Source organism: Pseudonocardia halophobica (assembly GCF_050948485.1).
Taxonomy (GTDB): domain Bacteria; phylum Actinomycetota; class Actinomycetes; order Mycobacteriales; family Pseudonocardiaceae; genus Pseudonocardia; species Pseudonocardia halophobica.
This window is the reverse complement of the sequence record NZ_CP192046.1, coordinates 5,907,782-5,921,322: the sequence shown is the minus strand read 5'-3', so window position 1 is coordinate 5,921,322 and position 13,541 is coordinate 5,907,782. Positions and strand designations below refer to the sequence as shown.

The window sequence follows — 13,541 nt, the reverse complement described above, 5'->3', positions numbered from 1 at the left end:
TCAGGAGTGGTGCCGGGCCCGGTGCGCGGCGAGGACGTCGATGCCGAAGTCCGTGGTCGGGTCGCGCCACACCGAGTGGGCGTGGTTGGCCCCGCGCTGGGTGTTGTCCCACTCGACGAGCAACCGCGGCCCCTGCAGCCGGTAGTAGTGCGGCTCGCCGGGCGCGGTGGGCCCCGCCCAGGCGACGTGCACCTCGTCGAGGGCCCGGTCGTCGTCGTACCGCGCGAGCGGCGTGACCTCGGCGGGGACCCGGTCGAGGTAGGTCCCGAGCAGGGCGCGGAGCAGCTCCCGCTGCCCGGTGTCGAGCTCGGCCCCGGGGAGGCCCTTCGGCGCGGTGGTGATCGCGACTGCCTCGTGGTCGGCGCCGTCGAGCCCGCTCGCCTCGTCGATGGCGTCGCTCATCGCCTGCAGGCGCTGCTGCTCCCCGGCGTCGGCGAAGCGGCCGCGCCAGATGCCGGCGAGCGGGATCACCCGGTCGCCCTCGACGACCCGCGTGCGGTTGCCCGCCACGATGTCCGACGGCGCCCGCGGCAGCAGGGTCGCCCGCGCCGCGAGCTCGGGGCGCAAGGACCGGACCAGCTCCCGCGCCAGGTCCTCCACGCGGGCGAGCGGGCGCTGCTCGGCGCCGCCGAGCAGGGCGGAACGGGCCGGGTCGGCGCCGAGGAAGCACGGCGTGCAGGCGACGAGTGCGCCGCCGACGACCAGGTTGTTCAGCGAGACGTGGTGGCCGCCGAAGCGCCACCCCCACGGTTCCGGGCCGGCCGGGTCGCCGAACACGCGCAGGTAGTACATCCCCGGGTCGCGGCCGCGCTCGCGGTCGAACCGCGCGACGAACCCCTCGATGTGGTCGAGCACGTTCTCCAGGCCCATCACCGTCGCGACGGTGACGTAGGCCGGGGTGGACAGGCCGGACGCGACGAGCTTCATCGCGGCCCGCTGCTGGGCGGGCCGCTGCTCGTGCATCGTCAGGCCGCCGTGGTCGGTGGGGGTGTAGAACCAGCGCCGTCGCTCGGCGTCGGTCTCCTCCTGCGCGGTGGGGGCGGCACTGCTCGCGGTGGCCCGCTGCGCGGGATCGAGGAGGTCCAGCCACGCGGCGGCGGCCTCGGCCATCCGCGCGGCGACCTCCCGCGCGCCCGCCCCGGCCTTCGCCGTCGAGCCCAGGTCAGCCATCGCCCGACCGTACCGAGCGGATGCGCTCCGGGTAACACCTCCGCTGCACTCCGCGAGCGTGTCAGGAGTCCTGCCGTCCCATGCTCAGGGGGAGCGATGACGGGAGCAGCGCCGCAGGTCGACCGGCCCACTCCGCCGTTGGACGCAGCGCCGGGAGCGGCTGACCCTCCGCCGGCCGTGGTTCCGGGCGCGGCTCCGGACGACGGCGCGGGCGAGCAGGGCGGCGGGGACGACAAGCGCCCCGGCGCCGACGGCACGTTCCCGAGCGGCCGGACGGCCCTCGCCGTGTTCGTCGCCCTCACGTACTGGGTGACGGTCTACAGCCTGCCCGAGCCCCCGGTCGGGGCGATGTCGCCGCACTTCGGGTGGCTGTTCGCCGGGATCGCGGTCTTCGGTCTCTCGCTGTCCCTGCTCGCGGTCGGCCGTCGGCGGGTGGGCCGCGTGGCCGCCGTGTGCACCGTCGCCTACGTCCTGCTGCTCGACTGGCTGCTGGCCTCGGCGTTCTTCGCCGTGGTGCCCTACTCGCCCGAGCTCAAGTTCACCCTGGCCATCGGCGGGATCGCCCTCGCGTCGTTCATCGTCGGCATCGTCGTCTTCGACACGCTGCGGGTGGCCGCGTCGCTGCCGATCGTCATCCTCATCATCGGGCTGGCGACGGCGCCGTCGGGCTTCCTCGGCGGCAGCGACCTGCGGGGCCAGCTGATCATGTGGATGGGCATCATCCTGGGGGCGAGCGCCGTGGCCGAGGGCGTCAACCAGGGTGCGAAGATCGTCGGCGCCTCCCGGGTGACGCAGGCGATCGCCGCCGCCCAGACCGACGCGGGCAAGGCCGGCGCACTCCAGCGGTCGCTCGCGCCGCGGGTCGCGCACATCGGCGGCGACCTCGGGCCCGCGCTCGGCGACGCCACGGCCCCGCCGCGCTGACGAGGTGTCAGGACGAGGCGGCCACGGACCGGCTGTCGACGATCACCCGGCCCAGCGGGACCAGCGACACCGGGATGAGCTTGAGGTTCGCCAGGGCCAGCGGGATCCCGATGATCGTGATGGCCAGCGCGACCGCGGTGACGAGGTGCGCGAGAGCCAGCCACCAGCCCGCGAAGACGATCCAGATGACGTTGCCGATGACCGAGGGCGCGCCCGCGTCGGCCCGGCGGACCAGCTCGCGGCCGAAGGGCCACAGCGAGAAGTCGGCGATCCGGAACGACGCCAGGCCGAAGGGGATCGTCACGATCAGGATGCAGCAGACGATCCCGGCGATCACGTAGCCGATCGCGAGCCAGATCCCGCACAGCAGGAGCCAGATGATGTTGAGCAGGGTCCGCATGGTTCCTCCCGTCGCCGCACCCCGATCCTGCACGCGGCGCCCGCCCCCGGGCTCACCCTCGACGGACGAGGGCGCGTGCACCCGTCGGGAGACAGGTCTCACCCGGCCCGGCGGCGTTCCAGGAGCGAGGGGCCCGGCCTCCGGGAGCCGGACGGCCCTACCTCGCCGGGCCCCTGGCCCCGACGGTGACGGAACAGGTGCACCCGCGACGGCGGACCGCCCCGTGGCCCGCCGCCCGGCCCGAGGAGGCAGCGATGAGCACGACGGACGTCCGGAGCGACGCGGCGCGCGGCCCGGCGGGTGCCGCGACCGTCGACCTCAAGCTCGAGGTGATCGTCATCCCCGTCGCGGACGTCGACCGCGCCAAGGAGTTCTACGCGCGGCTCGGGTGGCGGCTCGACGCCGACCTCACCTTCGACAACGGCTTCCGGGGCGTCCAGTTCACCCCGCCCGGCTCGGCCTGCTCGATCCAGTTCGGCATCGACATGACGCCGGCCCCGCCGGGCTCGGCCCAGGGCCTCTACCTCGTCGTCCCGGACATCGAGGCGGTGCGCGCGGACCTGGTCGCCCGCGGCGTCGAGGTCTCCGAGGTGTTCCACCCCGGGACGCCCGGCGCGCAGTTCCGGCCCGACGGCACCGGCCTGCGGGTCGGCGAGCCCGGCCCCGGGCACACCAGCTACCGCTCCTTCGCCACCTTCCGCGACCCCGACGGCAACGGCTGGCTGCTCCAGGAGGTCACGACACGGCTCCCGGGCCGGGTCGACATCGCCGAGACGACCTTCACCTCGACCGCGGACCTGGCGGGCGCGCTGCGCCGGGCCGAGGCCGCGCACGGCGAGCACGAGAAGCGGACCGGGCGGCCCGACGAGAACTGGCCGGACTGGTACGCCGCCTACATGGTGGCCGAGCAGGTGGGGGCGGCCCTGCCCCGCTGAGACCCTGCTACCACGCGGCGGCTGCGGCGAGGTGTTGTTGTAGGCCGCGGTCTGGTCGGGATCGCGGCGATGGGTGTTGTCGTCGGCTGCGGTGTCGGTCGGGGTCGTGGCGCTGTGGTCGGTCCAGCAGCGTGACCGGCAACGGCTGCGACGGCACGCTGTCACCAGCACCAGCGCCACACCAGGGCCACCAGTGAGCAGTCATCCCACCGGTTGGAGGAGGGGTGGTGGTCGGCGGCGGGGTGTTCTGGTGTGGTCGATCCAGCTGGGTGGCAGGAACTCCGGGAGCCCGTCGATCATGCGGACTTCCCAGTGGGAGTGGTGGATGAGCCGGTGGTGGACCGAGCAGAGCATGACAAGGTTGTGCAGGGCGGTGGGGCCGCCGTGTTGCCATTCGCGCACGTGGTGGACTTCGCACCAGGAGGGTGGGCGGTCGCAGCCGGGGAAGGCGCAGCCGCCGTCGCGCACGGTCACCGCGCGGCGCAGCCCGTCGGGGACGATGCGGGAGATCCGGCCGATGTCGAGCGGAACTCCGGTGCCGTCGAGGACGACCGGGATGACCGCGGCGTCGCAGGCCAACTGCCGCAGGGTCTGGGCGATCAGCTGCCCGCCGAACTCCAGTGAGGCGCTGGTGGCGCGGCGTTCGAGGTCCTCGAGCCGGACGGTGACGGTGAGCTGCGGGCGGCGGCCGCCGGTCTCGGGCAGCCGACCGCGGGAGAGCACCTGGGCACACACTTCGGCCAGCGCCTCGGCCTGGCGTTCAGCCGAAGAGCGCTGATCGTCGGCGTCCCGGGGTGCGGCGCCGGCGTCGACGGTGGTGGCGATGGCGTCGAACAGGGCGGCGTCGTCGAAGCGGCCGGTGAGTTTGCCGCCGGGGCGGGTGCGGAAGCGGGAGAGCCGCAGTTCGTTGAGCTGCGCGGGCGGCGAATCGTCGGGTTCGGCGCCGTCGTGGTCGAGGATCTCGAGCAGTTGGGTGCCCCAGGTGTGCAGCTCGGAGGGCGTGTAGATCCCGGCTTTGGCGGCGAGCTGGACTTCGGCGCCGGCCCAGGTCTCCGGGGCGAGCCGGCGGGCGGGGCCGCTGTCGAGCAGCCGGGCGATGACCTCGACGTGCCGCAGCCCGGCCGCGCCGGAGGCGGACAGGGTCGCGGTCGCGGGCAGCCGGGCCGGCAGGGGCGTCCCGTCGAGCCCGATCTGCTCACAGACGTGCTCCGCGGCGAGCACACGGCGGCGGGCTTCGAAGCGCTCCCAGCCGAGCAGATCGGCCAGCGCGCCGGTGGGCGAGCGGTACCCGCGCTCGGCGAAGGTGCCGCGGCGCTGCAGGTCCGCGGTCGCGTCGACCACGGCTCGATCGAGGGCGCGCCGGGCTTCCTCGCAGACGCGCAGCACGTCGATGACCTCGTCCGCGGAGGCGGCCGGGCCGCAGGCGTCGGTCAGCTGCGCGATGGCCTGCTGGAGGCCGTCGCGCGCGGTGCCGACGGGCCCTGCGTCCATACCTCGATCATACTCGAACAGGCGTTCGAAAATGGACCTTCCGTCGCAAGTCAGACGCTCTTCACCGGGCCGGTCCGTCCTGATTGGCGACCTTGCGTCGAAGGCCTTGCCATCGGGGCCGCTCGCCGCCGCCGAGGCACCGGCCACGGGGGTGACGTCGGCGTACGGGCTCGGTCGCGCAGTCGAGGAACGCGCGCACCACGGATCGGGGCCGTCGGTCTCCGAGACTCCGTCTCGCTCGGCCTGGGTGCAGGGAGGTGCCGGAGGTGGCAACCGGCGCGTCGGTTCCCCTCGGCGATCGATGTCCTGCCTTCGACGCCCGTCTCGAACGGCAGGACTGCGGCAGCGCGCAGGAGGGCCGGCCATGACGACCAGAGACCCTGACCCCGCAGCCGACTGCGCGGGATCTGCCGCCGCAGGTCGGAACGGACCTGCCGCGCTGAGCGGCCCGGTTCGTCTCAGCTCGACGGGACGGACTGCCGAGCAGGCTTGCGCGGGATCAGCAGTGCCGCAATCCACCCGAGCACCGCGAAGGCGCCCACGATGACCAGCGCCGAGAAGTACTGCCCGCCGCCGGGGATCGCGCCGGCGACGAGCGAGCCGGCGATCGCCACGCCCAGTGAGGAGCCCAGGTTCGAGACGCTGCGCGAGACGCCGGAGATGTCGCCCTGGACCTCCTCCGGCCAGGCCGACTGCACGAGGTTGACCGAGGCCGTGAGCATGATCCCCACACCGAGGCCCATGAGGAACAGGCCGGGGACGTAGCTCCAGACGCTGGGCCGGGTGCCGCCCAGCGCGAGCAGCAGGACCAGCCCGAGGGCGGTGACGAAGAAGCCGAAGCGGATCAGCCGGCGCTGGCTGTGCCGACGGGCCATCCGGGGTGCGGCCGCCGACGACAGCAGCAGGCCGATCGTCGCGGGCATCAGCAGCAGGCCCGTCTGGACCGCCGAGAACCCGCGGACCTGCTGCAGGAACACCGAGATCACGAAGAACGCGCCCTGCAGGACCAGCCACTGCAGGTTCTGGGTCAGCAGGCCCAGGTTCGAGGTCAGGTTGGCGAAGAGCCGGACCGAGACCAGCGGGGTGCGGCCGTTCTTCTCGCGGGTCCACGCGACCACGGCGAACAGGGCCAGGACCACCACGCCGATCCCGACGTAGATCCACACCGGGGACACCCCGCCCTGCTGGACGAGCACGGTGCCGCCGATGGCGTAGTCCTTCGTCGCCCGGCCCCATCCGTACGCCCCGCTCTGCAGGACGCCGAACACCACCAGGAACAGCCCGAGTGCCGAGAGCACCGCCCCGACCCAGTCGAAGGCCGGGCGACGCGCCGGCAGCGGCGGGTCGGCGATGCCGCGCCCGAGCCAGGCGATCGCCGCCACGATCACGACCTGCAGCAGGAACGACGCCCGCCAGCTGACGTAGCTGGTGATCAGGCCGCCGATGAGCGGCCCGGCCGCGGCGCCGATGCCCGCCGCCCCGCTGACCACGCCGAAGTAGCGCGCGCGGGTGGTGGTGTCGTCGAACAGCACCGTGATGAGGATGTAGATCGGCGGGATCAGCAGGGCCGACCCGACGCCCTCGAGCAGCGAGTAGCCGATCATGAGCAGTGGCAGCCCCTGCGCGAACGCCGCGAGCAGGGCGCCGGCCCCGTACACGAGCAGCCCCAGCAGGAAGCAGAACTTGCGGCCCCAGATGTCGGTGAGCTTGCTGCCCGGGATCATCAACGCCGCCATGGTCAGCGTGAACAGCGTGATCGTGGTCTGGATCCCGGTGACCGAGGTGCCGAGGTCGTCGGCGATCGAGGTGATCGCGACGTTCATGTTCGACGCGGCGTAGCTCGCGACGAACTGCGCCAGTGCCAGCGGCAGCACGGCCGCCTTCGCGGTCGCCAGCGCGACGCCGCCGGCCCCTCCGGTCCTCGCCATGGTCGTCAGCCTGCGGTCCGCGGCCGGCGCGGCACCTCGCCTGCACCAGGTGACCGGAACGGGGCTCAGGGCAGGCGGGCGCCGTCGGGCGCGGCGGCCGAGCGCAGGCGGGTGGCGTCCTGGCCGCGGAGCGACGTGCGGTGCTGACGGGCGGGGCGCCGCTCAGGAGGCCGCGGCGGACTCCGCGACCCCGAGGTCGGTGACGACGTCGGCGAGCGTGAGCCGCTCGCCCTCGGCATGCGCCCGGAGCACCTCGGAGTCTGTCAACGCACCCGTCGCGCGGTCGAGCAGGTCGGGCGTGCTCGGGACCACGGGCCAGCGCAGGCCGTTGCGCAGGGCCTGGGTGCGAGCCGCCGCATAGAGCCGGACGGCGGTGAGCGGCTCGCCGGCCAGGGCCGCGAGGGTGGCCCGCAGCTCCAGGGCGACCGGACCGTCGGACACGCCCAGCACCAGCCGGTGCGTGATCATGCGGTCGGACCAGGCCAGGCCCGCCGCCAGGTCGCCGCCGCGGATGGCGGCGAGCACCGCGACCCCGGACACGACCAGCGCGACGTGCCGGTTCCCCGCCTCCCGCGCCCGGTCGTGCAGCTCGGTCAACGCGTCGCCGTCGATAGTCCCGACCGAGCTCCGGTCCATGACCACGCAGAGATCGGCCAGCAGCCGCAGCTCCGGGTCGCCGTCCGCCGCGGCCGCGGCCACCCGTTGCGACGCCTGCCGTCCGCGGTCGAGCGCGCCGGCCACGAACAGCGAGTGGGCGAGCAGGGTGTACACCTCGGCGACGATCGGCGACCCGGTCCCGTCCGGTCCGCCGTCGAGGAAGTCGGCCGCCCGCTCGACGTGGGGGTCGGCGAGATCGGTCCGCCCGCCCGAGGCGAGGTGGTGGGCGAGGGTGAGCCGCACCAGCGCGGCGGAGAGCCGGTCGGCCCCCTCCTCGTGGGCGAGGGCGCGCTCCGCCCAGGCCCGGCCCTCGATCGCCTTGCTGCGGAAGTACCAGTAGGTGCCGAGCCGGGCGGTCATGGCGACGCCCTCGGCGGAGGGGGCGTCGACGAGGCGGTGCTGCAGCGTCGCGCGGAGGGCGGGCAGGTCGTCGTCGAGTGCGTCGAACCAGGTCGCCTCCTCGGCGTGCCCGAGCGGCGGCTTCGCCCCGACGAGGTCCGCGGTCCAGCGGTCGCGGCGTTCCCGCAGGTCCGCGAGCTCGCCGGCCGCCCGGGCGGCGTGCCCGGCGTGCCCGCGGATCGTGGCCAGCTGCGTGAACCGCGACGGGCCGCCGGGGCGGGCCGGGCCCAGCGGCACGAGCAGGGAGCGGTGCACCAGCCGGGCGACGGTGTCCGCGGTGTCGGCGATGTGGGCGCCGTCTGCGCCGTCCTCGCCGGTCACGGCCCGCGCGGCGGCGACCGTGAAGGGGCCCGGCAGCACCGCGACGCCCCGGTGCACGGCGGCCTCGTCCGGCGGCAGGAGGGCGTAGCTCTGCTCGATCGCCGCCCGCACCGTGCGGTGGTGGTCGCTGCCGCGCCCGACGCGGGCCAGCGAGCTCGGGTCGGCCGTGACCTGGTGGGCGATCTCCTCCAGGCTGAACGCCCGGGCCCGCGCCGCCGCCAGCTCCAGGGCCAGCGGCACCCCGTCGACGGCGGCGGCGATCCGCACCGCGTGCGTGAGCAGACCCATGTCGTCGGGGTCCGCACCCGCCGCCGCCAACCGGTCGAGCAGCAGCGCGACGGCGGGGGAGTCGGTGACCTCCCGGTCGTCGTCGGGCAGGGGGAGCGGCCCGAGCAGGTGGACCCGCTCGCCGTCGACCTCGAGCGGTTCGCGGCTGGTCGCGAGCACGGTGAGCTCGGCCGGGGCGAGGAACCACTCGTCGACGAGGTCGGCGACCGGGTCGAGGACGTGCTCGCAGTTGTCGAGGAGCAGCAGCATCGGCCGGGCGCGCAGGAAGCCGGCGAGGGCCTCGCGCGGGCGCTCGGTCTCCTCGGGGGCGTACCCGAGCGCCGACGAGATCGCGGACAGGACGTCGTCGGCGTCCGCGGCAGCGGTGAGGTCGACGAACCACACCCCGCCCGGGATCCGCGGCGCGGCCTCGCGCGCGATCTCGACCGCGAGGCGGGTCTTCCCGCACCCGGCCGCTCCCACCAGGGACAGCACCGGGACCTCGGTGACGAGCCCGGTGAGGGCGGCCAGCTCGTCCGTGCGGCCGACCAGGGTGGAGGGGCGGTGGGGGAGGTGGATCTCGTGGGCCGGCGGCGCGGGCTCCGGCTCCCGCTCCTGCGCCGGAGCCGGGGCCGCGGCCGGGGCCGACGGTCCGACCAGCGTCGGGTCCTCGGCCAGGATCCGCCGGTGCAGCTCGCGCAGCTCGGCGCCGGGCTCCAGGCCCAGCTCCTCGAGGAACAGCTCGCGGACCTGCCGGTAGGTGCGCAGTGCCTCGTCGGCGCGGCCGAGCCGGTGCTGGGCGAGCATGCGCAAGGTCCACAGGCGCTCGCGCAGCGGGGTCTCCGCGACGGCCGGTTCGAGCTCGAGCAGCGCGCGCTGCGGCGAGCCGGTCCCGAGCAGCGCCTCGGCGAGAAGCTCCCGGAGCTGCCCGCGCACCTCCTCCAGGCGGGCCACCGCGGCGGCCGCCCACGACGCGTCGGCCACGGTCGGGTACGGACGCCCGCGCCACAGCGCCATCGCCTGCTCGGCGCGGTCGCGGGCCTCGTCGGGGCGGCCGCCCGCGAGGAGGTCCGCGGCGTCGGAGGTGAGCTGCTCGAAGCGCAGCGAGTCGACCGTCGCGGGCTCGGCCAGCAGCCGGTAGCCGGTCGCCTCGTGGCGCAGCACCTGCGAGGGCGCGCCCCGGTTCCGCTGCGGCTCCAGGGCCTTGCGCAGCCGCCAGACGTGCGAGTCGAGGGTCGACGGCGACCGGGGGCGGGACTCGGCGCCCCACATGGCCTCGGTCAGGGCATCGGCGCTCACGTGCCGGCCCGCATGGACCAGCAGCAAGGACAGCGCCGCCGTCAGCCGGGCGCCGCCCAGCGGCACCGGTTCACCCCCACGGTCCACCTCGAGCGGCCCCAGATCGCGGAACCGCAGCTCGGCCGCTCCGCGCCCGTCGCTCTGCACCCCGTCGCCTCCTGCTGCACCCCCTGGCGCAGCCGGGGACTCGGCCGTGTCGGCGGAGACGTTACAGCCGGGCACGGGCTGTAATGAAGGTTCGCCTCAGCGACCATGCCGGAGCTGCACAGGCGACGCCGGAGGAACGCCCGCGGCCGGGGCTCGGGGATCACGCGCCGCATCCTGCCGGCCGCGACCGGCGCCCGGGCGGAGCCGGGGTTAGCCTCGGTCCCATGAGTCTCGCGCTCGGGTCGTTGTTCACGTTCGACAACTCCTACGTCCGCGACCTGGGCGAGCTGTGCGTGCCGTGGGAGGCCGCGCCGGCCCCGGAGCCCTCCCTCGTCGTGCTCAACGACGATCTCGCCGCCGAGCTGGGCGTCGACGTCGAGGCGCTGCGGACGCCCGAGGGCGTCGCGGTCCTGGCCGGGAACGCGCTGCCCGACGGCGCCGCGTCGGTGGCGATGGCCTACGCCGGCCACCAGTTCGGCGGGTACGTGCCGCGCCTCGGCGACGGGCGCGCGCTGCTGCTCGGCGAGGTGCTCGACACCCGCGGACAGCGCCGCGACCTGCACCTCAAGGGTTCGGGGCGCACGCCGTTCGCACGCGGGGGCGACGGCAAGGCGCCGCTCGGGCCGATGCTGCGCGAGTACGTGATCGGCGAGGCCATGTACGCGCTGGGCATCCCCACCACGCGCGCGCTCGCCGTCGTCGGGACCGGGGAGCAGGTCGTGCGGGACCGGATGGAGCCCGGCGCGGTGCTGACCAGGGTCGCGGCGAGCCACATCCGGGTCGGCACCTTCCAGTTCGCGGCGGCGACCCGGAACACCGACCTGCTGCGCCGCCTCGCCGACCACGCGATCGCCCGCCACCACCCCGCCGCGGCCGGGGCGGACAACCCCTACCTCGCGCTCTACACGAGCGTGGTCGAGGCGCAGGCGGAGCTGCTCGCGCGCTGGATGCTCGTCGGGTTCGTGCACGGCGTGATGAACACCGACAACATGACGATCTCTGGCGAGACCATCGACTACGGCCCCTGCGCGTTCATGGACGCCTACGACCCCGCCACGGTGTTCAGCTCGATCGACCACGGCGGCCGCTACGCCTACGGCAACCAGCCCGCGGTCGCGCAGTGGAACCTCGCCCGGTTCGCCGAGGCGCTGCTCCCGCTGCTCGACGAGGACACCGACGCCGCGATCAAGGCCGCCACCGAGGTGCTGCTCTCCTTCGGCGACCGCTACGACCGGCACTGGCGGGCGGGGATGCAGGCGAAGCTCGGGCTGGCCGACGGTGTGGGGGAGGACTCCGCGCTCGTCGACGACCTGCTCGCCCTGCTGCAGGAGCGGAAGGTCGACTTCACCTCGTTCTTCCGGGCGCTGGCGCGGGCCGCGGCCGGCGACGCGGAGCCGGTGCGGGCGCTGGTCGGGGAGGGTGTCGACGCGTGGGCGGAGCGGTGGCGCGCGCAGCTGCCGGCGCGCGCGGGGCGCGAGACCGCGGAGGCGATGGACCGGGTCAACCCGATCTACGTCCCGCGCAACCACTTGGTCGACGAGGCGCTCACCGCCGCCGTCGCCGGTGACCGCGGGCCGTGGGACCGGCTGCTCGAGGTGCTCGCCCGCCCGTTCGAGGAGCGCCCCGGGCTGGAGGCCTACGCCCTCCCGGCCCCGCCGAGCTTCGGCTCCTTCCGCACGTTCTGCGGTACGTGAGGTTCGCCCCGTATGCGTGGATCGGCGGGCCCCGGGGTACCCGGGGGCATGCCGATCGTCGAACGAGTCAAGCGATTCCTCCAGAGCCCCAACGGCCGCCGGCTCACCGACCAGGGCCGCCGCATGGCCGCCGACCCTCGCAACCGTGAGCGCGCCCGCAGCATGCTGACCCGCTTCCGCCGCCGCTGAGGCCGCGCCCGGCCGAGCGGGCCACGGTTCCGGGCTGGAAGATCCACCGCATGGCCGTGGACCCCCGCACCGGACGCTTCATCGGCTCGACTATCGCGCTCGTCTTCGGGGTCGTGTTCGTCCTGGCCAACACCGGGGAGCTGGCGCCCGGCCCGCGGTTGGCGCTGCGGGTCGTGGTGGTGGCGGTGGTGCTGGTGGTCGGCACCGTCCGGCAGCTGCGGCGGGCCGGGGCCGACGGTGCGGCGGCGACCGGTCGCGGCGGCTTCGACCGGCGCTACGCCGCGGTCGTGGCGGCCGAGGTCGTGGCGCTGGCGGCCGGCCTCGCCGTGATCGACGCCGTGCTGCAGGTGCCCCGGTTCGCGGTCGCGTGGGTCGCCTTCGTGGTGGGTGTGCACTTCTTCGCACTCGCCCGCGTCTGGCACCTGCGCCTCTTCACCGGGCTCGGGGCCGTCGTCACCGCGCTCGGGGTGGCGGGCGCCGTCGCCGGGTTCGCCGGTGCCGGGCCCGCCGTGATCGGCGTGATCTCGGGCGTGCTGTCCGACGCGGCACTGTTCGTGTGGGTGGGCCTGGCCCTGCGCAGCGACTGAGCCCGCCCTCCCCGTGCCCGCGGACCACCCGGCCGGGGAGCATCCGGGCCCTCCGCCCGCTCGTTGATCAGCTGATCGGCCGGGCGGTGAAGGGGTACGGGATGCGCAACATCGCGCGTGCGGCAGGAGCCCGGGCAACAGGAGTCCGGACAGCAGGGGTTCGGGCGGCGCTGGTCCGGGGGTGGCGGTCCTCGCCGGGGTGACGGTCGGGCTCGGCGCGTCCGCGGCGACCGCGTCGGCGGAGGAGGACGGGCCGGCCCTGCAGGTCCCGGAGCAGGCGCTGGCGCAGAGCCTGAGCTGCATCGGCGACCTCGAGGACGCGGACCGCGAGCCGGTGCTGTTGATCCCCGGCACCACCCAGACGCCCGCCGAGTTCTCGTGGCACATCGCGTGACCGATAATGTCGCAGGGCATCGCGCCTGCTGTCCTTCACGAGTCCGCGCAGAGTCCGCAGGCGCCAACGCCGCAGCCATCAGATCAGCCGCTGCGCTCCGCGCCCGATCCTCGGCGCTGGGCCAGAGGTGGCTGTAGCAGTCGAGCGTGATCGACGGACTTGCGTGCCCCAACGCCCGCTGCACGGTGACGACATCGCAACCCGACGCGATCAGCCCGGACGCAAAGAAGTGGCGGAGATCGTGAAGGCGGTACTCGGTCACGCCGGCCGCCTCCCTCGTGTCGTCCCAGGCGTGCCGCGCGGCGTCCGGGGGTCAGCGTGCGGCCGGACTCGGAGACGACCCACTGCTCCGGATCCGCAGCAGGGTGATGCTCGCCGACGTGCTGGCCCAGCAGAGTCACGAGGGCGTCCGGAAGGTGGACCGTCCGTTCACTTCCGTGTTTCGGAGGGACCACGGCCGCGGCGCCACCCCCACCGCGCTGCACCTGACGGCGCACCTCAAGGGTCCGCGCGAGAAACGCCACGTCCGCGACCTGCAGCCCGCCGATCTCGCCCAGCCGTAGGCCGGCGAACGCCGCGAGCGCGACAGCCGGCGTGAACCACGGCTCGGCCGCTGCGATGAGCCGGCCCACCTCCGCGGGCGTCGGGATGGTCATGGTCACCGCGCCGCCGCTGACGCGGGAGGGCCACCCCCTCGGACGGGTCGGCCGCGATCACCTTGTCCCGGACAGCCGCAGTG

The 13,541-nt window shown here is 74.8% G+C and carries 12 protein-coding genes and 1 pseudogene; 7 read left to right on the top strand and 6 right to left on the bottom strand.

The window, feature by feature from the left end; all coding sequences use genetic code 11:
- Nucleotides 1-1,170 (bottom strand): DUF3500 domain-containing protein, encoded by a 1,170-nt coding sequence (locus ACQP04_RS28190; RefSeq protein ID WP_433503559.1) that lies wholly within the window; start codon nucleotides 1,168-1,170, stop codon nucleotides 1-3.
- 177 nt (nucleotides 1,171-1,347) lie between these two features.
- Here ACQP04_RS28190 and ACQP04_RS28185 point away from each other — a divergent pair, with 177 nt between their 5' ends.
- Entirely contained in the window at nucleotides 1,348-2,094 is a 747-nt protein-coding gene (locus tag ACQP04_RS28185; protein ID WP_433503558.1) for a hypothetical protein, read from the top strand.
- Between the two features lie 7 nt (nucleotides 2,095-2,101).
- Here the strand turns inward: ACQP04_RS28185 and ACQP04_RS28180 are convergent, their stop codons facing one another.
- Entirely contained in the window at nucleotides 2,102-2,494 is a 393-nt protein-coding gene (locus tag ACQP04_RS28180) for a YccF domain-containing protein (RefSeq protein ID WP_037053777.1), read from the bottom strand.
- A 254-nt stretch (nucleotides 2,495-2,748) separates the two neighbouring features.
- Here ACQP04_RS28180 and ACQP04_RS28175 point away from each other — a divergent pair, with 254 nt between their 5' ends.
- Nucleotides 2,749-3,429, top strand: coding sequence for a VOC family protein (locus tag ACQP04_RS28175; protein WP_433503557.1), 681 nt, complete (start codon nucleotides 2,749-2,751; stop codon nucleotides 3,427-3,429).
- 201 nt (nucleotides 3,430-3,630) lie between these two features.
- Here ACQP04_RS28175 and ACQP04_RS28170 read toward each other — a convergent pair whose 3' ends face one another.
- The 3 genes from ACQP04_RS28170 to ACQP04_RS28160 all read right to left on the bottom strand — a co-directional run bounded on the left by ACQP04_RS28170 (nucleotide 3,631) and on the right by ACQP04_RS28160 (nucleotide 9,938).
- Entirely contained in the window at nucleotides 3,631-4,920 is a 1,290-nt protein-coding gene (locus ACQP04_RS28170) for a DUF222 domain-containing protein (RefSeq protein ID WP_433503556.1), read from the bottom strand.
- A 458-nt stretch (nucleotides 4,921-5,378) separates the two neighbouring features.
- Nucleotides 5,379-6,848, bottom strand: a complete 1,470-nt coding sequence (locus tag ACQP04_RS28165) for an MFS transporter (RefSeq protein WP_433503555.1) — start codon at nucleotides 6,846-6,848, stop codon at nucleotides 5,379-5,381.
- A 162-nt stretch (nucleotides 6,849-7,010) separates the two neighbouring features.
- The gene (locus tag ACQP04_RS28160; RefSeq protein WP_433503554.1) at nucleotides 7,011-9,938 is read right to left on the bottom strand and encodes a BTAD domain-containing putative transcriptional regulator; all 2,928 of its coding nucleotides are present in this window, start codon (nucleotides 9,936-9,938) and stop codon (nucleotides 7,011-7,013) included.
- Nucleotides 9,939-10,162: 224 nt separating this feature from the next.
- Here ACQP04_RS28160 and ACQP04_RS28155 point away from each other — a divergent pair, with 224 nt between their 5' ends.
- The 4 genes from ACQP04_RS28155 to ACQP04_RS28140 all read left to right on the top strand — a co-directional run bounded on the left by ACQP04_RS28155 (nucleotide 10,163) and on the right by ACQP04_RS28140 (nucleotide 12,802).
- The gene (locus ACQP04_RS28155; RefSeq protein ID WP_433503553.1) at nucleotides 10,163-11,632 is read left to right on the top strand and encodes a protein adenylyltransferase SelO; all 1,470 of its coding nucleotides are present in this window, start codon (nucleotides 10,163-10,165) and stop codon (nucleotides 11,630-11,632) included.
- Between the two features lie 48 nt (nucleotides 11,633-11,680).
- Nucleotides 11,681-11,821, top strand: coding sequence for a hypothetical protein (locus ACQP04_RS28150; RefSeq protein ID WP_197040898.1), 141 nt, complete (start codon nucleotides 11,681-11,683; stop codon nucleotides 11,819-11,821).
- A gap of 50 nt (nucleotides 11,822-11,871) precedes the next feature.
- A complete protein-coding gene (locus ACQP04_RS28145) occupies nucleotides 11,872-12,408 on the top strand; it encodes a hypothetical protein (RefSeq protein ID WP_433503552.1) in 537 nt (178 codons plus the stop codon).
- Nucleotides 12,409-12,589: 181 nt separating this feature from the next.
- Nucleotides 12,590-12,802 carry a hypothetical protein gene (locus tag ACQP04_RS28140; protein WP_433503551.1) on the top strand — a complete coding sequence of 71 codons (213 nt, stop codon included), beginning with the start codon at nucleotides 12,590-12,592 and terminating at the stop codon, nucleotides 12,800-12,802.
- 184 nt (nucleotides 12,803-12,986) lie between these two features.
- Here ACQP04_RS28140 and ACQP04_RS28135 read toward each other — a convergent pair.
- Nucleotides 12,987-13,064: pseudogene (locus ACQP04_RS28135) on the bottom strand (hypothetical protein); the annotation flags it as partial.
- 106 nt (nucleotides 13,065-13,170) lie between these two features.
- On the opposite strand from ACQP04_RS28135, the gene ACQP04_RS28130 reads away from it, so the two are divergent.
- Complete coding sequence (locus tag ACQP04_RS28130) at nucleotides 13,171-13,365, top strand: hypothetical protein (protein WP_433503550.1); 195 nt, start codon at nucleotides 13,171-13,173, stop codon at nucleotides 13,363-13,365.
- Nucleotides 13,366-13,541 lie beyond the last annotated feature (176 nt).

Bases quoted from the DNA above. Each gene is read 5' to 3' on its own strand.
- ACQP04_RS28165 (WP_433503555.1), bottom strand. From the start codon at position 6,848: ATGGCGAGGACCGGAGGGGCCGGCGGCGTCGCGCTGGCGACCGCGAAG.
- ACQP04_RS28155 (WP_433503553.1), top strand. From the start codon at position 10,163: ATGAGTCTCGCGCTCGGGTCGTTGTTCACGTTCGACAACTCCTACGTC.
- ACQP04_RS28180 (WP_037053777.1), bottom strand. From the start codon at position 2,494: ATGCGGACCCTGCTCAACATCATCTGGCTCCTGCTGTGCGGGATCTGG.
- ACQP04_RS28170 (WP_433503556.1), bottom strand. From the start codon at position 4,920: ATGGACGCAGGGCCCGTCGGCACCGCGCGCGACGGCCTCCAGCAGGCC.
- ACQP04_RS28190 (WP_433503559.1), bottom strand. From the start codon at position 1,170: ATGGCTGACCTGGGCTCGACGGCGAAGGCCGGGGCGGGCGCGCGGGAG.
- ACQP04_RS28150 (WP_197040898.1), top strand. From the start codon at position 11,681: ATGCCGATCGTCGAACGAGTCAAGCGATTCCTCCAGAGCCCCAACGGC.
- ACQP04_RS28145 (WP_433503552.1), top strand. From the start codon at position 11,872: ATGGCCGTGGACCCCCGCACCGGACGCTTCATCGGCTCGACTATCGCG.
- ACQP04_RS28130 (WP_433503550.1), top strand. From the start codon at position 13,171: ATGCTCGCCGACGTGCTGGCCCAGCAGAGTCACGAGGGCGTCCGGAAG.
- ACQP04_RS28175 (WP_433503557.1), top strand. From the start codon at position 2,749: ATGAGCACGACGGACGTCCGGAGCGACGCGGCGCGCGGCCCGGCGGGT.